Origin of the sequence: Falsiroseomonas tokyonensis, assembly GCF_019024325.1 — a bacterium.
GTDB lineage: Bacteria > Pseudomonadota > Alphaproteobacteria > Acetobacterales > Acetobacteraceae > Falsiroseomonas > Falsiroseomonas tokyonensis.
This window is the reverse complement of record NZ_JAFNJS010000011.1, coordinates 36,231-56,821: the sequence shown is the minus strand read 5'-3', so window position 1 is coordinate 56,821 and position 20,591 is coordinate 36,231. Positions and strand designations below refer to the sequence as shown.

The following is a 20,591-nucleotide window of genomic DNA, read 5'->3' as shown; positions in this document are numbered from 1 at the left end:
AGACCCGCACGGCTGGAACCGATGAGACAGGACCGCCGCATGATCCTCACCCGTCGCCTTGCCCTGGGCGCCAGCCTGCTGGCTATGCCGCGCCTGGCGCGCGCCGCCTGGCCCGACCGGCCGCTGACCATCATCGTGCCCTTCGCCGCCGGCGGCGGCACCGACATCTCCGCCCGCGTCATGGCCCAATACCTGGAGACGGAGCTGGGCCAGCCCGTGGTGGTGCAGAACCGGGGCGGGGCGGGCGGCGAGATCGGGCTGAACGCCATCGCCGATGCACGGCCGGATGGCTATACGCTCGGCATCATCAACACCCCCGGCATCGTCACCATCCCGATCGAGCGCCGCCCGCGCTGGTCGCTGGACAGTTTCACCTTCATCGCCGGGGTGGTGGACGACCCGGCGACCATCGCGGTGCATCCCGAGAGCCCGATCCGCAGCATCGCGGAGCTGGTGGAGGCGGCGCGACGGGAGCCGGGGCGGGTCACCGTGGGCGACCAGGGGCCGGGCTCGGCCGGCAGCATCAGCGTCATGCTGCTGGAACAGGCGGCGGGGGTTCGGTTCGAGCCGGTGGCCTATGCCGGCACGGCGCCCGGCGCGCAGGCGCTGATGACGCGGGAGATCACGGCGGCCACCGCCAATCTCGGCGAGAGCCTGACCTTCGCGCAGCGCCAGCCCTGGCGGACGCTCGGCGTGATGTCCGCGGAGCGCCACCCGATGGCGCCCGATGTGCCCACCTTCAAGGAGGCTGGCTACGACATCCGCGGCGGGTCGCTGCGTGGGCTGGGCGGGCCGAAGGGGATGCCGGCGGAGGTGGTGGCGCGGATTTCCACGGCGCTCGACAAGGTGCTGGCCAACCCCGCCTTCCGCGCCAGCAGCGAACGCGCCTTCCAGCCGCTGCGCTACCTCAATTCCGCGGACTACGTCGCCTTCCTGCAGCAGGCGGATGCGACGCATCGCGCGCTATGGCGGGAGCGGCCCTGGGGGCGGTGAGGCGCTACACCGCCGCCTGCGCCGCCAGCTTGCGGTAGCGCTCCCGCGCCGCCTCCAGGTGCCGCCGCATGGCGGCCCGCGCGGCCTCGGGATCGCTGGCGGCGATCGCCTCGGCCACCGCCCGATGCTCGCCGCGCACCTGCGCCAGGTACTGCTTCCGCTCCGCCTCGCTGCGCTCCACCAGGCCGAGCGCGCGGCGCGGAATCGCGTGGCGGCCGAGCACTTCCAGGAAGCGCAGGAAATGCGGATTGCCGGTGGCCAGGAAGATCGCCCGGTGCAGGGCGAAGTCCGCCTCCGCCGCATCGCCGCCGGCGGCCACCGCGGCATCGAAGGTGGCCTCCGCCTCGTCGATCAGCGCCAGCGCGGCGGGGCTGCGGCGCTCGGCGGCCAGGCCCGCCGCCTCGACCTCGAGGGCCAGGCGCAGTTCCAGCACCTGGATGACCTGCTGCAGCCCCTCGGCCTCGCTCGGCGTGAGGCGGAAGATGCCCTCGCCGGGGCGTTCCGTCACGAAGGCGCCGACGCCCTGGCGGGTGACCACCAGCCCCTCCGCCCGCAGCGCCGCCACCGCCTCCCGCACAACGGTGCGGCTGACGCCGGCCTCCCGCATCAGGTCCTGCTCGGTCGGCAGGCGGGCGCCGGGGGCGAGGCGGCCGGAGCGGATTTCTTCCGCCAGGCGATGAACCAGGGCGCCGGTGAGATTGGCGGCGGGGCGCAGCGGCGCCATGCCGATGTCGCGGCGCATCATGAGTGAAAGGTCCGGCGGGGCAAGGTCATCGTATGATATGACAAGCTGCGCCGCCGGACGTCAACGTGACGGGATCAGGCCACCTTCTCCGACGAGACCCCGGCCTCCGCCGCCGAGATCAGCCGCCCCTCGAACCACAGCGCGGCGCAGATGGCGGACATGGCCCGGCCGTCGTGCCCGACGCCGGCCACCGGCACCAGCTTCCACCGGCAAGGCACGCCGCGCCGCGCCGCCTCCGCCTGGCCGGCCGAGAGGTAGTTGTGCGCCCGCGCGAAGCGATGCGGGCCCTGGGCCAGGGCGGCGGGCTGGGAGGGGAGGGAGGGGCCATCCGTCTCGATATCCTGGTCGCCGGCCAGGATGGTCATGGGGAAGGCCAGCAGCGCCTCGACCTCCGCATCGCCGAGGCCGATGCCGCCCATCCCTTCCGGAAAAGGCTTTTCCAATGTCGGCAGCGTGTACCACCCAGGATTGCCGATGGTCGCTTCCTCCAGCCAGTCATGCGGCTGGGTCGACATCAGCCGGTGGCCAAACTGGCCGCCGGCGGAATGGCCGAAGAGGTGGGCCTTTGTCCGGGTCGTGACGCCGGCCGTGCGCAGGTCGGCGAAGACGCGCTGCGGGATGGCGTAGCCCCAGCTTTCGCGCGGGCGCGGCTGGCCGGCCTCGTCCAGCACCAGGCCGTTGTTGTAGTGCTCGGCCTCGGGCCAGGCCTGCTTGCCATAGGTGGGCGCGACGATCAGCAGGCCGTGCCTGTCGGCGGCCGGGATCCAGAAGTCGCGATAGTCGTCGCCGTTGCGCAGCATGCCGTGCTGCACGATCACCACCGGATTCTCGGGGCGATGGCTGGTCGGGCGATAGCCATGCAGGGTCAGCGGCCGGGTGAGGTCGCATGCCGCATCGGCCCAGGGAATGGCGCTGCGGCCCGTGGCAGAGAAGGCCTGGGCAAGTGGCGAAAGGGTCATTCGGGGTGGACCTCCTGCGCCAGGGTCTGCTGGTCCATCCGCCCGGCATAGGTCAGGCCGCGGCGAAAGGCCCAGACGGCGCTTTCGAAGTGGATCGGCAGGATCGGCATTTTCTCCAGCGCGATGCGGCTGGCCTCCCGCAGCAGCCGGCCGCGCTCGGCATCGTCCATGGTGGTCACGGCGGTGACGGCGGCGGCGTCGAAGGCCGCGTTGGACCAGTTGCCGTAGCTGCTGCCGCCGAGGCCGCGGTCGCGGTCCGTCGTGGTCAGCCAGGTGCGGAAGAACAGCAGCGTCTCCTCCGCACTGGCGGCCCAGCCGCCCATGGGGACGGAGAATTCGCGCCGCGCGCGGCGGCCGAAGAAGACGTTGGACGGCATGGCATCCACCTCCGCCCGCACACCGATGCGGGTCAGGTACTGGCCGATCGCCTGGATGACGCGGGCGTCGTTGACGTAGCGGTTGTTGGTGGCGTGCAGCGTCAGGGCGAAGCCGTTGGCGTAGCCGGCCTCCGCCAGCAGGGCGCGGGCGCGGGCGGGGTCGTAGGGCAGCACGGGCAGGCCGGGGATGGTGCCGAACATGCCCTCCGGCAGGAATTGCGCGGCGGGCACGGCGAGCCCGTCCATCACCCGGCTGGCGATGGCATTCCGGTCGATGGCGAGCGACAGCGCCTGGCGCACCCGCACATCCCGCAGCGGATTGGACGGGGTGCCGCCATTCACGAAGGGCGCGGGTTCCCGCTGGTCGAGCTGCAGGAAGATCAGCCGCGTGGTCGGCGCGATGGCCAGCCGGGTGGCGGCATTGGCGCGCAGGCGCGGCAGGTCGCCGGTGGCCGGCGCCTCCACCACGTCATGATCGCCGGCCAGCAACCCCGCCAGGCGTGGCCCGGCGGCCGTCACGGGCTGCAGCCGCACCTCCGCCCAATGCGGTTTCTCGCCCCAATAGCCGTCGAAGCGCGACAACTCCGTCACGCCGCTGCGTCCGAATGTGCGCAGGCGATAGGGGCCGGTGCCGATGGCGGCGGAGCCGTCGTTGAACTGCGCGAGCGTCGGCCAGGGCTGCCCGGCGCCGGCGCAATTGTCGGCCGGGGTGAAGGCGATGGGCCGCGCCGGCACCAGGCTGGCCGGGATGATGCGCAGGCTGACGAGGTCCGCCGGCAGCAGCGGCTCCGGCTCCCGCGTGCCGATCACCACGCGATGCGGCCCCTCCGCCTCCACCCGCGTAAAGCGGCGGACGGTGGAGGAGTAGGAGACGGCCAGCTCGCTCTCATTGTTCAGGATGCGGCACATCGAGAAGACCACATCGGCCGAGGTGAAGTCCTGGCCGTTGTGGAACTTCACCCCCTGGCGCAGGTCGAAGACCCAGGTGGTGTCGTCGCGGCGCGTCCAGCCGGTGGCGAGGCCTGGCCCGGCCTTCAGCCGCGCATCCAGCGCGACCAGGGATTCGAAAATGTGATTGTGGAGCGTCGAGTTGGGTGCCGCCGCATATTGCTGCGGGTCGGCGGAAGTGGGCTCCGCCGCCATGGCGATGCGCAAGGTTTGCGCTTCGGCCTCGTCCGGGGCCGCCCCGCCGAGGGCCAGGCAGGCCGCGCCCGCCAAAAGAAACCGCTTCATGCCGCAAAATCCTCCATCGGCGGGCATCATGCCGCCGATGGAGGGGGGCGCCAATTCAGGTCACCCGGAAGTTGCGGAACTGCCACGGATCCTGGCTGTCCACATCCTCCGGGAACAGCACCCCACGGCCCGCCAGCGGGGTCCAGTCGGAATATTCGCCGACCACATCGCCCAGATAGGGGGCGCAGATCTCCAGCACCCGGGCGTGGTCGATCTCATCCGATTCGACGACGCCCATGCGCGGATTCTCCATGGCCCAGATCACGCCCGCCAGCACCGCGGCCGTCACCTGCAGCGAGGTGGCGTTGTTGTGCGGCGCGACACGGCGGGCTTCTTCGATGGTCAGGCGGGAGCCGTACCAATAGGCGCCCTTCGCATGGCCCATCAGCAGCACGCCGAGCTCGTCCATCCCGTGGGTGATCTCATCCGTCATCAGCCGCTTCTCCGGCTGCATCTCCCAGTTCTTGCCGGCGAGTTCGTGCACGGACAGCACCGCATCGTCGCAGGGGTGGTAGGCGTAATGCGCGGTGGGGCGGTAGAGCACGGCGCCCGTATCGTCGCGCAGCGTGTAGTAGTCGGCCAGCGAGATGCTCTCATTGTGGGTGATGAGGAAGCCATGCATCGGCCCCTCCAGCGGCGTCCAGGTGCGGACGCGGGTGGAGGCGCCGGGGCGCATCAGGTAGATCGCGGCATCGCAGCCGAAGCCGTGGCGATGGCCGTCCGGTGGCAGCGCCTTCTCATGGCTGCCCCAGCCGAGTTCCGCCGGCTGGCAGCCCTCGCCGACGAAGCCATCGACCGACCATGTGTTGACGAACTCGCCCGGCTTCTTCGGGCGGTCGGCCACCTGCGTATCGCGTTCCGCGATATGGATCACCTTCACGCCCAGATCGCGGGCGATCTTCGCCCAGGCGGTGCGGTCGGCAGCGGGCGGCGGCGTGGCGATGGGCGCGCCGGTGTCGCGGGCGATGTCGAGCAGCGCCTGCTTCACGAAATGGCTGACCAGGCCTGGATTCGCGCCATGCGCCGTGATGCTGGTGGGCCCGCCGACGAAGTCCGGCCGCAGCGCGATCGCGGCTTCGCGCATCGCATAGTTGGAGCGCTGCGAAGGCGTCAGCGACGGGTCCGTATAGCCGCCGGCCCAGGGCTCCACCACGGTGTCGAGGTAGAGCACGTCCAGCTTCTGGCACAGCTTCATCAGCTCGACCGAGGAGACGTCCACCGACAGGTTCAGCAGGAAGTCGCCTGGCGCCAGCAGCGGCGACAGCAGCTCGACGAAATTCTCCTGCGTGGCAGCCTGCAGGATGAAGCGGATGCCGTATTCGGCCGCCACCTCCTCGCCGCGGGTTTCCGCGGTGACGATGGTGATGCGCTCGGCCGGGATGTCGATGTGCCGCAGGATCAGCGGCAGCACGCCCTGGCCGATGGAGCCGAAGCCCAGCATGACCAGGCGGCCCGAAAATTCTGCATGCTTCATCGTCCAGGCACTCCGTTCAGGTTTTCTTCAAATGGGAGGCGGCGATGCCGCCTCCCGGTCTTCAGGCCGCTTGCACGGACTGCACATAGCCCGGCGTTTCGAGCAGCGGCAGGTCCGCCACCTCCACCACGCCGGCGCGGTCCATGCCGTTGAAGCCGGTGCGCAGGCAGGCGCCATAGGCCCCGAGCTGGCCGATCTCGATCCAGTCGCCTTCTGCCACATCCGCCGGCAGCAGGAAGGGGCCTTCCATGCGGTCCGCGGTGTCGCAGGTAGGGCCGAAGAAGCTGAAGGGCACCGTCTCCGCATCGCTCGCGGAACCGGGCCGGATCAGCTTTACCGGGAAGCGGAAGCCCGGCACGCCGGCATCGGACAGCGCGCCATAGACGCCATCGTTGATGAACAGCATGCCATCGCGCCGCGCCTGCACCTGCACGACGACGGAAGCCCCGCCCGCCACCAGCGCCCGGCCCGGCTCCGCCCAGAGCTCCACCCCCGGCAGCGCCGCCTCGGCGAAGGCCGTGGCGATGCTGTCCATGAAGGCGGAGAGCGGCGGCGGCACGACATCCGGATAGGCGACGGGGAAACCCCCGCCCACATCCAGGACCTCCACCGCCACGCCGGCCTCCCGGATCACGGAAGCCGCCAGCGCGATGGCGCGGGCATAGGCGGCGGGCTCCAGGCACTGCGAGCCGACATGGAAGGACACCCCCAGCTTGCCGGCATGAGGCCGTGCCGCGCGCAGCAGCGCCACCGCCTCCGCCGGCTCCGCGCCGAATTTCCCGGAAAGGTCATAGACCGCGCTGCCCTTCGGCAGGCCGAGGCGGATGATGAGGTTCAGGCCCTCACCCCCCGTCTCCTCCAGGATTTTTGTCAGTTCCGCCGCGGAATCCAGGACGAAGTCGCGGACGCCATGTGTGCCGAAAGCCTCGCGGATGGCGCCGCGGGCCTTCACCGGGTGCATGAAGTGGATGACCGCTTCCGGGAACAGGCTGCGCACCAGGCGCACTTCGCCGGCCGAGGCGCAGTCGAAATGGCGCAGGCCGCCGGCCCAGAGGGCGCGCAGCACCGTGGGCTCCGGGTTGCACTTCACCGCATACATGGTGGTGCCCGGGAAGGCCGCCGCGAAGGTCGCGCCGGCCGCGCTGACCGTCGCCGGCCGCAGGCAGTGCAGCGGATCCTCCGGCCGCAGCGCCGCGACCACGCCCGCCACATCGCGCGGCAGGCTGGGGGAGGCGGGACGGCGGAGCGGTGCGGTGGCGCCGCGGAAGCGAAGGACGGTCATGGCGGGCTCCCTGAGGCCGGAGTGTGCGCAACTGCGCGGGCATTTGGCGTCCGATGACCGGAGGGCCGTAGGGCCCGGAGGTCTGAATCGGCCGCCCCAAATTGGCCCGCCGCCGCGCTCATCCCGTGAAGGGGGCGCGGCGGCGGGAAGGAGGGAACCCGGGCATGATCGGCGCGCGCCCTTGGTTCACCGCGCACGGCACGCCCGCCACCTTGCGGTGGGGAACGGGACGCGGGCGGCGGAAGCGTCGCGATCCCGGCGCCTCAGACCCTCGGGCCTGGACGGGCGGAATGCGGCGCTTCGGGCGCGGTCACGCGTAAAGACGCGGGGGAGATCCCGGCTTCGCGCGGCGGCGATCAGGCGACACAGGCGGTTCCCTCGAACCTTCCGGCCCTTGCGGACCGGCTGAACAAAGGACGCGTCCCGTCGTTGCTGTGCCCCGGAAAGGCGGGGGCTCGCGGCACGTGCGATGGCGTCGGGTTTTCGTGGCGGGACAACAGCGTCTCGTCACGGCCGGATAAATAGCGGCGAGCCCGTCGGGATGCAAGAGATTTTTCTGGCCGTTTTGAAAAAAATCCGGTGGGAAAGCCGGCGACTGTCATAATCGGCCGGAAGGCTTTCAGTCACCCGCGGCAGAGATACTCCCAAACCACGCTCGCCGCCGCCAAGGCAGTGATCTCGCCATGGTCATAGGCGGGCGCAACCTCCACCACGTCCATGCCGCGGAAATCGAGCCCACCCAGCCGCCGCAGCACCGCCTGCGCCTGCCAGCTCGCCAGACCGCCGATTTCGGGCGTGCCGGTGCCGGGGGCGAAGGCGGGGTCCAGCGCGTCGATGTCGAAGGAGAGGTAGGCCGGTGCCGGGCCCAGCACCTGGCGCACCTGCTCGGCCACCGCCTGCGGCCCGGCCTCGTGGAACTGCTGCGCCGTCACCACGGTGACGCCCTGCGCCAGAGTCCAGTCCCAGACCTCCCGCTGCACCGGGGACCGGATGCCGAGCTGGATCATCCGCCGGGGATCCACCAGACCCTCCCGGATCGCGTGGTAGAAGACGGAGCCATGCGCATAGGCCTGGCCGAAATTATCCGCCCAGGTGTCCACATGCGCGTCGAAGACCAGCAGGCCGAGCGGCGCGCCCAGCTTCTTCCGCAGGGCGCGCAGCAGCGGCAGGGTCACGCCATGCTCGCCACCCAGCGCCACCAGATGCTCACAGGCCGCCGCCTGCTGCTCGATCCGGGCGAGGCTGCCCTGGATATCGCCCAGCGCCAGTTCGAAATCGCCGATATCGGCCAGCGGCAGCGCCGCCGGGTCCACCCAGCTGCCGGGATGCGCGCCATCCACCAGCATGCGCGACGCCTGCCGGATGGCGCGCGGCCCATCCCGCGTGCCGGCGCGGTTGGTGGTGCCGATATCCATCGGGATGCCGGCAATCGCGATGCCGCCCTCGGCGTCCTGCCGGGTGACGCCCAGAAAGCCGGGCGGGGTGGCGTAGGTGGGCGTTCCGGCCATGAAGACCTCCTGGTGGGATGGACAGCGCCCCCCTTGGGCCGCAGGCTGGCCGGAATGACAAGCCAAACAAAAGCGACATCCGGGGAGGATGCGACGGAGGAAGGCACCACCGCCGTCCGGTCCGTGCTGATGGCGGTGCGGGTGCTCGAGGCGATGGCGCTCGCCGGCGGCCCGCTCCGCGTCTCCGACCTGGCCCGCCACCTCGCCGAGCCCAAGGGACGCGTGCATCGCCACCTCGTCACGCTGCGCCTTGCGGGCCTGGTGGCGCAGGAGGAGACGACGGAGCGCTACCACCTCACCTGGCGCATGTTCCAGATCGGCCAGGCGGCCGGCGAACAATTCGACCTGAAGCGCGTGGCGGAACCCGCCATGCACCGGCTGCGCGATGCGGTGGGCCAATCCGTGCTGCTGGCGGTGCCGACCGGCGGCGACCCGCTGGTGGTGCATGCGCTGGAGGCGCCGAACAAGGTGCTGATCAGCGTGCAGCCCGGCAACCGCCCGCCGGCGCATTGCTCCGCCCAGGGCCGCATCATGCTCGCCTTCGGCCCGGCCGAGGCGCTGGCCCGCAGCCTGTCCGGGCCGCTGGAGGCGCTGACGCCGCATTCCCTGACCGATCCCACGCAGCTGCGGGCGCGGCTGGAACAGGTGCGCGCCCGGCAGTGGGAAACGGCGCCGCAGGAGGCGCTGCTCGGCATCAATGTGCTGGCCGCGCCGATTTTTGCGGCAGGTGGCATGCTGGTGGGCTCGCTCGGCCTGGTGGGCTCCGTGCAATTCGTGCAGGACCCGCCCGATGCGGCGATGCTGGCGGCCTTGCAGGAGGCCGCCAGCGAGATCAGCGCGCGGCTCGGCGCAGAACCTCAGCGCGCCTCCGGCGGCACGAAGTCGCGCCAATAGCCCGGCCGGTCCGGCTGCACGCCGTAGCCCACCTGCCGATCCGCGGCGAGGCCGACGAGATCCTCCACGCTGCCGCCGGTGCGGGCGAGATAAAGCGCGATCTCCGCGACTGCATCCCGCGCCACGCCAAAACCGCCCGCCATCACCGCGCTGGTCATCTCCACCGCCCGCGCGCCGGCCAGCAGGAAGCGCACCACATCCAGCCCATCCCGCGCGCCATTGGTGCCGAGCAGCGGAAAATCCGGGCCGAGCTTCTTGCGCGCCTGAGCCAGCCAGCGGCAGGTCAGCGCCAGCGACCAGGGGCCGCCGATGGCGCCGGCCGTGCCGAGCATCGGCGCGCGCGTCTCCACATCCGGCACCAGGGCCATGAAGCGGCCCATGACGATGACGGCATCCGCGCCGCCATCGCGGGCCGCCGCGGCGAGGCCTGCCACATCCTCGCTCTGCCCCGTCAGCTTGATCCAGAGCGGGATGGTGACGGCGGCGCGCAGCCGCGCCGTGATCTCCTGCACCCGTCCCGCCGCGCGTTCCTGGATGATGGCGCCCGGAACCGCCTCGTCGCCATGCGGCGCGCCGATGTTCAGCTCCAGGATGCGGATGCCGGCCGCCTGGTATTGCCGCGCCAGGTCGCAGGCGACGTCGAGGTTGGCCAGGATGATGGAGCCGATGACGTATTGCCCGGTCTCCGCCGCCAGCCGGTCCTGCGCCGCGACCTCCGCGATCCAGTCGGCGCTGGCCGTCTGCTGCAGGCCGGAGCGGCCGAAGACCATGGCATCGGCGGGCGGCGCGAAATCCCAGGGCAGGGGGCGCCAGCGGCTGTCGAGCATCACATGGTCGCTGCCATCCAGCTGGCGCTTCGCCGCCTCGCTCTCGTTGATCGATTTCGCGACCACCGCCCCGGCGCCGGTGGCTCGCGCGGCGGCGAGGCCGCCGGCGGTCATGACATGATCGCCGGAGCCGATGACCACCGGATTGTTCAGCGTGACGCCGCCGATCCTGACGGAAAGATCAGGCATATTCGGGCCGCGCGGGCGTGAAGACATCGAGGTTCAGCACCGGCTCATCGCCCACCACCACACCGTGATGCATCGCATTCGGCGGCACCACCAGCAGGCCGCCGGCGGATAGCCGATGCACCGTGCCCTCGATATGGAAGTCGATGGTGCCGGCCAGGATATAGACGATCTGCTCGAAGTGGTGGCTATGCGGCTTCGGCTCATGCCCCGGCATCAGCCGGTGCAGCGCGAGGGTGGCGCCGTCACCGGTGAAACCCTTGCGCTCGACGCCCTCGCGCACGGGCGTCCAGGGGATGGCGTTCCAGTCGATGGTCGGGATGTGCATCATTGCCTCTCGATATTCGCGGCTCGGATCACGCGGCCCCAGAGCGCGGTTTCCTCCACCAGCATCTGCCGCATCGCCTCGGGCGTGGTGGGGGTGGGTTCCACCGCCAGGGGCAACAGCCGGTCGCGCACCTCCTGCAGGGCCAGCACGCGGCGCACCTCCGCATTCAGCCGGTCGATGATCGGGCGCGGCGTGCCGCGCGGCGCGGCCATCGCGTTCCAGGTGACGACGTTGTAGTCGGGCAGCCCGCTTTCCGCGATGGTCGGCACATCCGGCAGCACCGAGCTGCGGCGGGGCGAGGTGACGGCCAGCGCGCGCAGCCGCCCGCCCGAAATCTGCCCGAGCGTGGTCGCCGCCACCTCCATCGCGCCGCCGATATCGCCGGTGGCGGTCGCGTTCAGCAGCTCGCCGGTCGTGCGATAGGTGACGATCTCCACCGGCAGCTGCCCCATCGACTGGAACAGCGCCAGCGAGAGATGCAGCGCGGTGCCGACGCTGACCGAGCCGAGGTTCACCTTGCCCGGCTGCGCGCGCGCCGCGGTCATCAGGTCCTGCAGGCTGCGATAGGGCGAGCTGGCGCTGGTGACAATGATCTGCGGGAAGGAGGCGATCTGGCTGACGAATTCGAAATCGTCGATCGGGTGGTAGGGCAGGGTCCGGAACAGATGCGGCGCCGTCGCCGCGGTGGCCGTCACCAGCAGCAGCGTATGGCCATCGGGTGCCGCGCGCGCCACCGTCTCCGTCGCCAGGATGCCGCCGGCGGAGGGGCGGTTCTCGATCACCACCGGCTGGCCCAGGCCCTCCGACAGTTTCTGGCCAACCAGCCGCGCCGTCATGTCGCCGACGCCGCCGGCGCCGAAGCCCACCACCCAGCGCAGCGGGCGGTTCGGGAAGTTCTCCTGCGCCAGGGCAGGCAGCGTCGCCAAGGCCATCAGGCTGGCGAGCAGCAGGCGTTTCATGTGGCGTCTCCCAGGAAGGGTCGGCTGCGGCCGATCTTGCGTTTCAGGAAGTCCCAGCGAAGTCCCAGATTTTTCGGGTCGAGCAGGAAGCGCTTCGACTGCGCGGCGGCGGCCGGGTCCAGGTGCTGCAAGGGTCCCGCGGCCGCGGCGCGCAGCTGCACATCGGCGGCCCATTCCAGGACCGTCATGCCGATGCAGGCCTCCGCCACATTGGCGCCCACCACCAGCGCGCCGTGGTTCTTCAGCAGCAGTCCGCGCTTGCCGCCGAGCGCGGCGGCGATGGCATCGCCCTCATTCGTGTCGAGCACGATGCCGTGGAATTCGTCGAAGAGCGCGATGTCGTCATGGAAGATGGCGCCGGTCTGGGTGATGGTCTCCAGCGTCATCCCGGCGCACCCGAGCGCGACGCCCGCCTTGCCATGGGTGTGGATGATGCAGGCGACATCCGGGCGCGCGCGATAGATGCGGGTGTGGATATGCAGGGTGGGATTCACCCGGCCTTCGCCGCGGATCGTGCGCAGGTCGAAATCCGCCTCGATCAGCCCCTCCGCCCGCACCTCGTCGAAGCCGATGCCCCAGCGATGCGACCAGAATCGATCGGCGCCGGGCAGCCGCGCCGTCAGGTGGCCGGCGATGCCGCTCGCCTGACCATCGGCATCGAGGATGTGGTAGGCGTGCAGCAGGTCCTGCTTGAGCGCGGCCTCGCTCATTGCTTCTCGACACCCGCGAGCTGCGCCATGCGGCCCCAGGCGGCGACCTCGGCGGGGATCATGGCGCCGAGCTCCTCCGGGCTGCTGGCCTCGGGCAGGCCGCCGAGCTCGATCAGCCGGTTGCGGATTTCCGGCACGTCGAGCGCACGGCGGATGGCGCGGTTCATCGCCTCCACCAGCGGGCGCGGCGTATTGGCGGGGAAGACGATCGCGTTCCAGGACCGAACGATATAGTCGGGCAGCCCGCTCTCCGCACTGGTCGGCACATCGGGCAGCGTCGGGAAGCGGCGCGGCGCCGTCACCGCCAGCAGCTTTACGGCCCCCGACCGCACATGCGGGATCAGCGGCGCCAGAAGCTCGCCGGCCACCTGCACGTCGCCATTGGACAGCGAGAGGATCAGCTCGGGCGAGGAGCGGAAGGTGACGGTGGTCATCTCCGCCTGCGCCATGGCGCGGAACAGCTCGACGCCGAGATGCTGCGCATTGCCGACGGCGATGGAGCCGATGTTCAGCGCGCCGGGCCGCGCCTTGGCATAGGCGATCAGCTCCGCCAGGCTGTTGACGGGCAGGCGCGGATTGATGGCGATGACATGGTCGTACCAGACCATGCGGCCGACGGGCGTAAAGTCGCGCGTCACGTCGAAGGGCATGGTCCGGTAGAAGGCGGGGGCGGCCATGTTGCTGGTGGTCAGCAGATACATGGTGTGGCCATCCGGCGCGGCGCGCGCCACCGCCTCGCCGCTGATCAGCCCGCCGGCGCCGGGGCGGTTGTCCACCACGATGGGCTGGCCGATCTCGGCCTGCATATGCGGCGTCAGCATCCGCACCGTGATGTCCCCGGCGCCGCCCGCGGCGAAGCCGAGCACGAAGCGCACGGGCCGCGTGAACAGCGGCTGTGCGGTGGCGATGGCCGGCATGGCCAGCACCGAGGCGCCGCCGAGCAGCGCGCGTCGTCCAAACATCTTTTTCTGTTTCCTCCCTGACTCTGTCGTTCAGGTGGGGGGACCGTAGCCCCCGCCGCCTGGCGTTTCCATCATCACGTCATCATCCGCCGCCATCGCCATTTTCTGCGACTTGTTCACCGGCTGACCGTTCACCAGGAAGCGGCCGGGCTTGCCGCCCTCGCCACCTTCCAGACCCTCCGGGCCGAGATCCGTGCGGCTGGCCACCACGTTCAGCAGCCAGGGCTCCCTGGTGCGCATGCGGAAACCGATGAACTGGCCATCGCCGCCGCGCTGCCGTCCGGCGCCGCCGGAGCCCGGCCGCAGCTCCTTGCGCGTGAAGACGATGGGCATGGCGGCTTCCAGCACTTCCACCGGTACGGCGGCGACGCCGGTCGGGTAGCAGGTGGCGTCCAGCCCCGGCTTGTCCCGCCGCGCGCCCATGCCGCCGGAGTAGTTGAACATGGAAGAGGTGAAGGGCGTGCCGTCCTCCGTCCGGCCCTGGATCTGAATGGTCCAGACCGCGCCGGAGCCTTCCGCCAGCACGCGATCCGGCATCACCTGGTGCAGCGCCTTCAGCACGGGCATCGGCACATACATGCCGACGACGTGGCGCGCATTGACCGGCGCCGGGTAGCGGCAGTTCACGATGCTGCCCTCGGGCGCCACGACCTTGACGGGCAGGAGGCTGCCGAAATTGTTCGGCAGGTCCGGGTCGAGGCAGGCGCGCACGGCGAAGTTGGCATAGGCGGCGGTGTAGTTCAGCACCACGTTGATGCCGATCGGCGCCTCCGGGCTGCTGCCGGTGAAGTCGATGACCAGGTCACCCGCCGCGACATCCACGGTGACCGCCGCCTTCAGCGTGATCTTCGCGCCGCCTGGGACGTCAAAGATGCTCTCGCCGTGATAGGTGCCGGGCTTCAGCTTGCGGATGCTGTCCCGGGTTGCCTCTTCCGATCGGCCGAGGATGGCTTCCGCCAGCGCCTGAATATCGTCCATGCCCGTGCGGTCGCAGAGCGCGTTCAGACGTTCGGCGCCGACGCGCCCGGCGGCGACCTGCGCGGCGAGGTCGCCGGAGACGTGTTCCGGCGTGCGCACATTGCGACGGATGATGCTGTGCAGCAGCGCGTTCGGCACGCCCTTCTCATAGAGCTTTGCCAGTGGAATCCAGAGGCCTTCCTCATGCACGTCGCGCGCCCCGGCGCCGACGCCATATCCGCCGATATCGGTGTGGTGGATGGTGCTGCCGAAGAAGCCGATGCAGCGGCCACCGCGGAAGACCGGCGTCATCACGGTGATGTCGAAGAAATGCCCCGCGCTGAGCCAGGGGTCGTTGGTGATCAGCACATCGCCCGGATGCAGCGTATCCGGCGGAAACTCGCGGACAAAATGCTGGCCGGCGGCGGCGAGGCTGTTGATGTGGCCGGGCGTGCCCGTGACGGCCTGCGCCACCATCCGCCCCTGCCGGTCAAACAGCGCGGTGGCGAGGTCGCCGGCCTCCCGCACGATCGGGCTGAAGGCGATGCGCTGCAGCGCGCGCGCCTGTTCGGTGACGGTCGCGATGAGGTTCGACCACTGGATTTCCAGGGCAATGCCGTCGAGCTGGCTCATGCTTCGCGCTCCGCCACCACGGCGCCGGTGGGGTGCACGCTGGCGGTCCAGCCGCGCAGCACCACCAGCGTGGTTTCCCGTTCCTCGATGATGACCGGCCCGGCGATGCGCTGGCCCACGGCGAGCGCTGCGCGGTCATAGATCGGCACCTGCGGCACCGCGGGCTCCACCGCCACCGGGCGCTGCGTGCGCGGCGTGGCCGTGCTGCCGCCGGCGGCGGGCGCCGGGCTCGCCTGCGGGATGGGCCCGCGCGCAGCGAGGCGCCAGGTGACGACCTCCACCGGGACATCGGGCAGGGTGATGCCGTAGAGCGCCTGGTAGGCCACTTCGAAAGCCTGGCGCAGCGCCGCAGCGTCGCCGGCTTCCAGCACGGCAAGTGGCAGGTCCGCTGTGACCTCGTTCTGCTGGCCTCGGTAGCGGCAGTCGACGGCGAGTTCCAGCGTGGCGTCGGAGGGCTTCACGCCGGCCTCCGCCAGCGCGGCGCGGCCTTCCTCGGCCATCGAATCCACCAGCGCCCGCGTCGCCGGCCAGTCGAGCGTCGCCAGCGGTGACAGCGCGGAGCGCACCAGGTCGAGCCGCACCGGCGAGACCAGCGTGCCAAAGGCCGAAAGCACACTCGCCATGGGCGGGAAGACCAGCTGCGCGCAATCCAGCAGTTCAGCCACGCGGCAGGCATGCACCGGGCCGGCGCCGCCGAAGGCCAGCATCGGCAGGCCGCGCCAGTCCAGCCCGCGATCCGTGGCATGGGCGCGCGCGGCCCCGGCCATCTGCTCGCACACCACCTCGAAGACGCCGCGCGCCGCCGTCACCGCATCGACGCCCAGCTTCTCACCCAGCGCGGCGAGCGCGGCCGTGGCGCCGGCGCGGTCCAGCTTCATGTCGCCGCCCAGAAAGCGGTCCGCATCCAGCAGGCCGAGCACCACATCGGCATCCGTCACCGTGGGCTGCGTGCCGCCGCGGCCGTAGCAGACGGGACCCGGCTCCGACCCCGCGCTGCGCGGCCCGACCTTCAGCAGGCCGAGATTGTCGATGCGCGCGATGGAGCCGCCGCCGGCGCCGATCTCGATCATGTCGACGGCGGGGATGGTGATGGGAAAGCCGCTGCCGGGCTTGAAGCGATATCGGCGATCCACCTCGAATTCGCCAGCCACCAGCGGGCGGCGGTCCAGGATCAGGCAGGCCTTGGCCGTGGTGCCGCCCATGTCGAAGGACAGCAGTTTTTCGAAACCCATCACCTCGGCAAAATGCGCCGCGGCCAGCGCGCCGGCGGCGGGGCCGCTTTCGATCATGCGCACGGGAAAGCCGCCGGCAACGGTCGTGCCGACGACGCCGCCATTGGACAGCATGATCAGCGGCCGGTTCCGAAAACCGCGCCGCCGCAGCTCGGCCGAGAGCGCCTCCAGATAGGGTGCCACGATTGGCTGGGTATAGGCGTTCATCACCGTGGTCGAGGCGCGCGGATATTCGCGGATCTGCGGCGAGACCTCGGAGGAGAGGGTCACCGCCATGCCGGGCGCCGCGCGCTGGATGGCATCCCGCGCCGCCCGCTCATGCGCGCCGTTGCGATAGGCATTCAGCAGGCAGATGCCCACCGCCTGCACGCCGGCGGCCTGCATTTCGCGAGCCACCGCCTCGGCCTCCGCCACATCCACGGGCTTCGCCACGCTGCCATCGGCCAGCATGCGCTCGTCCAGCGTGAAGACCAGCGCATCCGGGACCAGCGGGTCGGGAAATTCGATCTGCGGGTCGAACATGTCGTAGCGATGCTCGTTGCGGATGCGCAGGACATCGCGAAAACCCTTCGTGGCCAGCAGGGCCGTGGGCGGGCCGCGGCGCTCGATCACCGCATTGGTGACGAGGGTGGTGGCATGCACCGTCACCTCCGTCACTGCCTCCGCGCCGACGCCGGCGCGGGACAGCGCCAGGTCCACCGCTCGGAAAAAGCCCTCCAGCAGGTTCTGGTGGGTGGTCAGCGTCTTGTCGGTGAAGGCGAGGCCATTCCCATGGCGCAGCACCACATCGGTGAAGGTGCCGCCGATATCGACCGCCAGGGCAAAGCCTGTCTTCACGCCCACGGGCCGCAGGCCCGCGCTCTGCACATTATCCGGCACCACGCTTCCTTCCCTCGTCCTGCGAGATGGTCGTCTCGCATTGCAGGACGTCGTCCTTCTTGGGGAAAGCATGCGCCGCCGCGCGCCTTGGCGTCAACAGTCCCGCAAAAAATCGCGGATGGCGGGATCCTCGGTCAGCCCGATGGCGCGCTGCCGCGCCGCCGCTTCCTCCGCCCCGCGGCCCTGGCGGCGCAGCAGCGCGGCGCGGGTCACCCAATAGGGCTGGTAGGCGGCCACGCGTTCCGCCGGCAGCGCGTCCAGCGCCGCCTCCGCCGCCGCGATGTCGCCCGCCTCCAGCAGCGCCGCCGCGCGCGCTGTGAGCACGCCGAGGCTCGGCGCCTGCTGCGACAGAAGGTCATAGAGCAGCCGCAGCGCCGCCTGATCCGTGCGGCCGGTGGCGGCGCGTTGCGCATGCACGGATTGGATCGCGGCCTCACAGAGGAAGCGGCCGAAGCGGCCGGCGCGGGCGCCTTCCACCAGCAGAAGCTCGGCCTCCGCCATCATTTCGGGCGACCACAGCGCTGGGTCCTGCCGGGCCAGCGGCACGAAGCGGCCGGCGGCATCGCGTCGCGCGTCGCGGCGCGCCTCACAATGCAGCATCAGGGCGAGCAGGCCCTTGGCTTCCGGCTCCCCCGGCAAGGCCTCGACCAGCAGCCGGCCGAGCGCGATCGCCTCCTCCGCCAGGCCTGGCCGGCCGCCGCCGTCCCAGCCGGTGCCATAGGCGGCGTAGACGGCCTCCAGCACCGCGCCAAGGCGGTCGGGCATTTCCTCGCGTTCCGGCAGCTCGAAGCGCAGCCCGGCGTCGCGGATCTTCGCCTTGGCGCGCACCAGGCGCTGCCCCATGGCGGCGGGCGCGATCAGCAGCGCGCTGGCGATACGCGCAGCGTCCAGCCCCAGCACCACCTGCAGCATCAGCGGCGTGCGGATGCCGGGATCGATCGCCGGATGCGCGCAGACGAAGAGCAGCTTCAGCCGCTCATCCGGCCAGTCTGCGCCGGACTCCGCCAGCTCCGCCTGCCGCCTTTCCAGTTCGGATACCGCGGCCTCCCGCACCCGCCGATGCCGGCCCGCATTGCGCTGCGCATTGCGCGCCACGGTCAGCAGCCAGGCCTCGGGCGAAGCCGGCACGCCGCGCTGTGGCCAGTGGCGCAGCGCGGCGCCGAAAGCCTCGGCCAGGGCATCCTCGGCGCCGGCGATGTCACGCGTGCGGGCGGCGAGGCGGGCGACCAGGCGGCCATAGGCGGTGCGGGCCGCCTGCTCCGCCGCCTGGTGCGCCGGCGTCACCCGCTGACGCTGGGCATCGGCGGCAGCAGCGGGCGGATCTCCACGGCCGCATAGGTGGCGGAGGGCGCGCGGGCGGCCCAGCTCAGCGCGGTGTCGAGGTCCGGCACCTCGATGATGAAATAGCCGCCGAGCTGTTCCTTGCTGTCGGCGAAGGGCCCGTCCTGCACGATGGGCTTGCCGTCGCGGATGCGCAGCGTGGTGCCGGTGGCGGGCGGCAGCAGCCCATCGCCGCGCACGATGATGCCGGCCTGGGCCATGGCGCCGATGAAGGCGCTCCAGCCCGCCCAATAGGCCGGCGCTTTGGCCGGGTCCTCGCGATGGGCGAATTCGGTGGCGGTCTCGGTCAGCAGCATCATGAACTGCATCGGGGTCTCTCCTTCGCGCCGGGCCGGGAATGGCCTGGCTGTGACGAAGACACCCGGGACTCCGTCATTTCGACAGGAGGCGCAATCTTTTTTCGGCGCGCTAACGTTTCCACACGCGGTCGAGTGGCATCAGCCGGTTCACCAGGATCAGCAGCGCCACCGTCACCAGGATGAAGATGGTGGAGATGGCGTTCACCGTATTCTCCAGGCTGAAGGTCGCCTCGGCATAGATGCGCACCGGCAGGGTCTGCAGCCGGGCGGTGGTGAGGAAGGCGGTGACCGTCACCTCGCCGAAGGACAGCAGGAAGCCGATGACGCAGGACACCGCGATGCCCGGCGCCAGCTGCGGCAGGATGACGCGACGGAAGACGCGGGCGGGCGTCGCGCCCAGCCCGCCGGCCGCTTCCTCCAGCCCCCGGTCCAGCTGCGCCACGGAGGCGCGCAGCAGCGCCAGCATGAAGGGCGTCACCAGCACCACATGCACCGCCAGCACGCCCAGGAAGGGCGGCACCTGGTTGAACCATTGCAGCAGCCGCAGCATGCCGAGGCCGATGGCGATGCCGGGCAGCGCCAGCGGCAGCATCAGGAAGGCGCCCACCGCCTCCTTCCCCGCGAAACCGGCGCGCACCAGTGCGAAGGCCGCGGGCAGGGCCAAAGCGAGGGAGATGGCGACGCAGCAGATGGCAATCTGCAGGCTGGTCCAGGCATCGGACAGGTAGCGCTCATTCTGCAGCACCGCCGCGTACCACTTCCAGGTGAAGCCGACGAACTGCGCGACGGTGGCCTGCGGCGTGTCGTTCACCGAGGCAACGGCCACCAGCAGCAGCGGGAACAGCAGGATGCCGATGGCCGAGACCAGCAGGAAGCGGGAGAGGACGGGCGCCACCGCCTCCGCCACCGTCACCACCGCGCGGCGCAGTGCGGGCGGCAGGCTGGGCCAGCGTCGTGGCGGCCGCGCCTCCACCCAGGGCGTCATCCTTCCGATGACGCGGGCGAGGATGAAGGTGACGATGACGGAAGTGGCCAGCATCATCATGGCGAGCGCGGAGGCCATCGGGTAGTTCAGGATCTCCATCCCCTCCCGCAGCACCACCATGCCGGTGACCTGCACCTTGCGCCCGCCGACCAGGGTGGCCGAGACATAGGCGGTTGAGGCCATCAGGAAGACCAGCGTGAGGCCGCCGCGCAGCCCGGGCAGCGACAGCGGAAGTATCACGCGCCAGAAGCGCAGCGCGGGCCCGGCGCCGAGGCCGGCGGCCGCTTCCTCCAGCCGCTTTTCCTGCGCATCCAGCACGTCATACAGCGCCAGCACCATGTACGGCAGGAAGACCTGCACCAGCGAAAGCCCCACGGCGAACCAGCCGAAGAGCAGGTTCAGCGGCGGAAAGCCGAGCGCCTGCGCCGCGTTCGACACCACGCCGCGCGGCGCCAGCAGAAGAATGATGCCGAGCGAGCGCACCACCACATTGGTCAGCAGCGGCACAAGGATAATGGCGAAGCCGAAGGGTTTTGCTCGCGGCGAAAGCCGCGTCAGCCACAGCGCCAGCGGATAGGCGAGCAGGGCGGAGGCGCCGGCCACCGCGAAGCCCAGCAGCGCGGTATTCAGCAGCAGCCGCAGGAAGAAGGGATCGCCCAGCACCTCCTGGTACTGCGCGGCGGAGGGCCACAGCGAGATCGGCGCAAAGATCTCGCTGCTCTCCTGCACCGAGAGCAGCGCGACCGCGCCGAGCGGCGCCGCGAAGGCGGCCAGCAGCCACAGCACATAGGGCGCGGCCAACCAGCCCGCGCGGGGGGAACCCTGCAT

At 70.8% G+C, this 20,591-nt stretch carries 18 protein-coding genes; 2 read left to right on the top strand and 16 right to left on the bottom strand.

Features of this window, described 5'->3' with window-relative positions:
• Nucleotides 1-39 precede the first annotated feature (39 nt).
• Nucleotides 40-993, top strand: a complete 954-nt coding sequence (locus J3S20_RS25985) for a tripartite tricarboxylate transporter substrate binding protein (RefSeq protein WP_216839838.1) — start codon at nucleotides 40-42, stop codon at nucleotides 991-993.
• Between the two features lie 4 nt (nucleotides 994-997).
• Here J3S20_RS25985 and J3S20_RS25980 read toward each other — a convergent pair whose 3' ends face one another.
• The 6 genes from J3S20_RS25980 to speB all read right to left on the bottom strand — a co-directional run bounded on the left by J3S20_RS25980 (nucleotide 998) and on the right by speB (nucleotide 8,571).
• On the bottom strand, nucleotides 998-1,738 hold the full coding sequence (locus tag J3S20_RS25980) for a FadR/GntR family transcriptional regulator (RefSeq protein WP_216839837.1): 741 nt from the start codon (nucleotides 1,736-1,738) through the stop codon (nucleotides 998-1,000).
• 74 nt (nucleotides 1,739-1,812) lie between these two features.
• Nucleotides 1,813-2,697 (bottom strand): alpha/beta hydrolase, encoded by an 885-nt coding sequence (locus J3S20_RS25975; RefSeq protein ID WP_216839836.1) that lies wholly within the window; start codon nucleotides 2,695-2,697, stop codon nucleotides 1,813-1,815.
• Nucleotides 2,694-4,307: an ABC transporter substrate-binding protein gene (locus tag J3S20_RS25970; protein ID WP_216839835.1), complete on the bottom strand. Its 1,614-nt coding sequence runs from the start codon at nucleotides 4,305-4,307 to the stop codon at nucleotides 2,694-2,696. The genes J3S20_RS25975 and J3S20_RS25970 overlap by 4 nt, the downstream gene beginning before the upstream one ends.
• Nucleotides 4,308-4,362: 55 nt before the next feature.
• Nucleotides 4,363-5,781: a homospermidine synthase gene (locus J3S20_RS25965; RefSeq protein ID WP_216839834.1), complete on the bottom strand. Its 1,419-nt coding sequence runs from the start codon at nucleotides 5,779-5,781 to the stop codon at nucleotides 4,363-4,365.
• A gap of 61 nt (nucleotides 5,782-5,842) precedes the next feature.
• A complete protein-coding gene (locus tag J3S20_RS25960; protein ID WP_216839833.1) occupies nucleotides 5,843-7,063 on the bottom strand; it encodes a type III PLP-dependent enzyme in 1,221 nt (406 codons plus the stop codon).
• Nucleotides 7,064-7,686: 623 nt separating this feature from the next.
• Nucleotides 7,687-8,571 (bottom strand): agmatinase, encoded by an 885-nt coding sequence (gene speB, locus J3S20_RS25955; protein WP_216839832.1) that lies wholly within the window; start codon nucleotides 8,569-8,571, stop codon nucleotides 7,687-7,689.
• Between the two features lie 54 nt (nucleotides 8,572-8,625).
• Here speB and J3S20_RS25950 point away from each other — a divergent pair, with 54 nt between their 5' ends.
• On the top strand, nucleotides 8,626-9,465 hold the full coding sequence (locus tag J3S20_RS25950; protein WP_216839831.1) for an IclR family transcriptional regulator: 840 nt from the start codon (nucleotides 8,626-8,628) through the stop codon (nucleotides 9,463-9,465).
• On the opposite strand, the gene J3S20_RS25945 is transcribed toward J3S20_RS25950, so the two are convergent.
• From J3S20_RS25945 to J3S20_RS25900, 10 genes are all read right to left on the bottom strand, one after another.
• Nucleotides 9,429-10,481 carry a beta/alpha barrel domain-containing protein gene (locus J3S20_RS25945; protein WP_216839830.1) on the bottom strand — a complete coding sequence of 351 codons (1,053 nt, stop codon included), beginning with the start codon at nucleotides 10,479-10,481 and terminating at the stop codon, nucleotides 9,429-9,431. The genes J3S20_RS25950 and J3S20_RS25945 overlap by 37 nt on opposite strands.
• Nucleotides 10,474-10,809 carry a cupin domain-containing protein gene (locus tag J3S20_RS25940; protein ID WP_216839829.1) on the bottom strand — a complete coding sequence of 112 codons (336 nt, stop codon included), beginning with the start codon at nucleotides 10,807-10,809 and terminating at the stop codon, nucleotides 10,474-10,476. Before J3S20_RS25940 ends, J3S20_RS25945 begins: the two co-directional genes overlap by 8 nt.
• A complete protein-coding gene (locus J3S20_RS25935; RefSeq protein ID WP_216839828.1) occupies nucleotides 10,806-11,765 on the bottom strand; it encodes a Bug family tripartite tricarboxylate transporter substrate binding protein in 960 nt (319 codons plus the stop codon). The genes J3S20_RS25940 and J3S20_RS25935 overlap by 4 nt, the downstream gene beginning before the upstream one ends.
• The gene (locus J3S20_RS25930) at nucleotides 11,762-12,475 is read right to left on the bottom strand and encodes a class II aldolase/adducin family protein (protein WP_216839827.1); all 714 of its coding nucleotides are present in this window, start codon (nucleotides 12,473-12,475) and stop codon (nucleotides 11,762-11,764) included. The genes J3S20_RS25935 and J3S20_RS25930 overlap by 4 nt, the downstream gene beginning before the upstream one ends.
• A complete protein-coding gene (locus tag J3S20_RS25925; RefSeq protein WP_216839826.1) occupies nucleotides 12,472-13,437 on the bottom strand; it encodes a Bug family tripartite tricarboxylate transporter substrate binding protein in 966 nt (321 codons plus the stop codon). Before J3S20_RS25925 ends, J3S20_RS25930 begins: the two co-directional genes overlap by 4 nt.
• A 30-nt stretch (nucleotides 13,438-13,467) precedes the next feature.
• Entirely contained in the window at nucleotides 13,468-15,027 is a 1,560-nt protein-coding gene (locus tag J3S20_RS25920; protein ID WP_216839825.1) for a hydantoinase B/oxoprolinase family protein, read from the bottom strand.
• Complete coding sequence (locus J3S20_RS25915; RefSeq protein WP_216839824.1) at nucleotides 15,024-17,138, bottom strand: hydantoinase/oxoprolinase family protein; 2,115 nt, start codon at nucleotides 17,136-17,138, stop codon at nucleotides 15,024-15,026. The genes J3S20_RS25920 and J3S20_RS25915 overlap by 4 nt, the downstream gene beginning before the upstream one ends.
• A 93-nt stretch (nucleotides 17,139-17,231) precedes the next feature.
• Entirely contained in the window at nucleotides 17,232-18,422 is a 1,191-nt protein-coding gene (locus tag J3S20_RS25910; protein WP_216839823.1) for an RNA polymerase sigma factor, read from the bottom strand.
• Nucleotides 18,419-18,787, bottom strand: coding sequence for a YciI family protein (locus J3S20_RS25905; protein WP_216839822.1), 369 nt, complete (start codon nucleotides 18,785-18,787; stop codon nucleotides 18,419-18,421). Before J3S20_RS25905 ends, J3S20_RS25910 begins: the two co-directional genes overlap by 4 nt.
• A 100-nt stretch (nucleotides 18,788-18,887) precedes the next feature.
• The gene (locus tag J3S20_RS25900; RefSeq protein ID WP_216839821.1) at nucleotides 18,888-20,591 is read right to left on the bottom strand and encodes an ABC transporter permease subunit; all 1,704 of its coding nucleotides are present in this window, start codon (nucleotides 20,589-20,591) and stop codon (nucleotides 18,888-18,890) included.

Bases quoted from the DNA above. Each gene is read 5' to 3' on its own strand.
- J3S20_RS25900 (WP_216839821.1), bottom strand. From the start codon at position 20,591: ATGCAGGGTTCCCCCCGCGCGGGCTGGTTGGCCGCGCCCTATGTGCTG.
- J3S20_RS25960 (WP_216839833.1), bottom strand. From the start codon at position 7,063: ATGACCGTCCTTCGCTTCCGCGGCGCCACCGCACCGCTCCGCCGTCCC.
- J3S20_RS25920 (WP_216839825.1), bottom strand. From the start codon at position 15,027: ATGAGCCAGCTCGACGGCATTGCCCTGGAAATCCAGTGGTCGAACCTC.
- J3S20_RS25965 (WP_216839834.1), bottom strand. From the start codon at position 5,781: ATGAAGCATGCAGAATTTTCGGGCCGCCTGGTCATGCTGGGCTTCGGC.
- J3S20_RS25935 (WP_216839828.1), bottom strand. From the start codon at position 11,765: ATGAAACGCCTGCTGCTCGCCAGCCTGATGGCCTTGGCGACGCTGCCT.
- speB (WP_216839832.1), bottom strand. From the start codon at position 8,571: ATGGCCGGAACGCCCACCTACGCCACCCCGCCCGGCTTTCTGGGCGTC.
- J3S20_RS25950 (WP_216839831.1), top strand. From the start codon at position 8,626: ATGACAAGCCAAACAAAAGCGACATCCGGGGAGGATGCGACGGAGGAA.
- J3S20_RS25945 (WP_216839830.1), bottom strand. From the start codon at position 10,481: ATGCCTGATCTTTCCGTCAGGATCGGCGGCGTCACGCTGAACAATCCG.
- J3S20_RS25925 (WP_216839826.1), bottom strand. From the start codon at position 13,437: ATGTTTGGACGACGCGCGCTGCTCGGCGGCGCCTCGGTGCTGGCCATG.
- J3S20_RS25930 (WP_216839827.1), bottom strand. From the start codon at position 12,475: ATGAGCGAGGCCGCGCTCAAGCAGGACCTGCTGCACGCCTACCACATC.
- J3S20_RS25980 (WP_216839837.1), bottom strand. From the start codon at position 1,738: ATGATGCGCCGCGACATCGGCATGGCGCCGCTGCGCCCCGCCGCCAAT.
- J3S20_RS25970 (WP_216839835.1), bottom strand. From the start codon at position 4,307: ATGAAGCGGTTTCTTTTGGCGGGCGCGGCCTGCCTGGCCCTCGGCGGG.
- J3S20_RS25940 (WP_216839829.1), bottom strand. From the start codon at position 10,809: ATGATGCACATCCCGACCATCGACTGGAACGCCATCCCCTGGACGCCC.
- J3S20_RS25985 (WP_216839838.1), top strand. From the start codon at position 40: ATGATCCTCACCCGTCGCCTTGCCCTGGGCGCCAGCCTGCTGGCTATG.
- J3S20_RS25975 (WP_216839836.1), bottom strand. From the start codon at position 2,697: ATGACCCTTTCGCCACTTGCCCAGGCCTTCTCTGCCACGGGCCGCAGC.
- J3S20_RS25905 (WP_216839822.1), bottom strand. From the start codon at position 18,787: ATGCAGTTCATGATGCTGCTGACCGAGACCGCCACCGAATTCGCCCAT.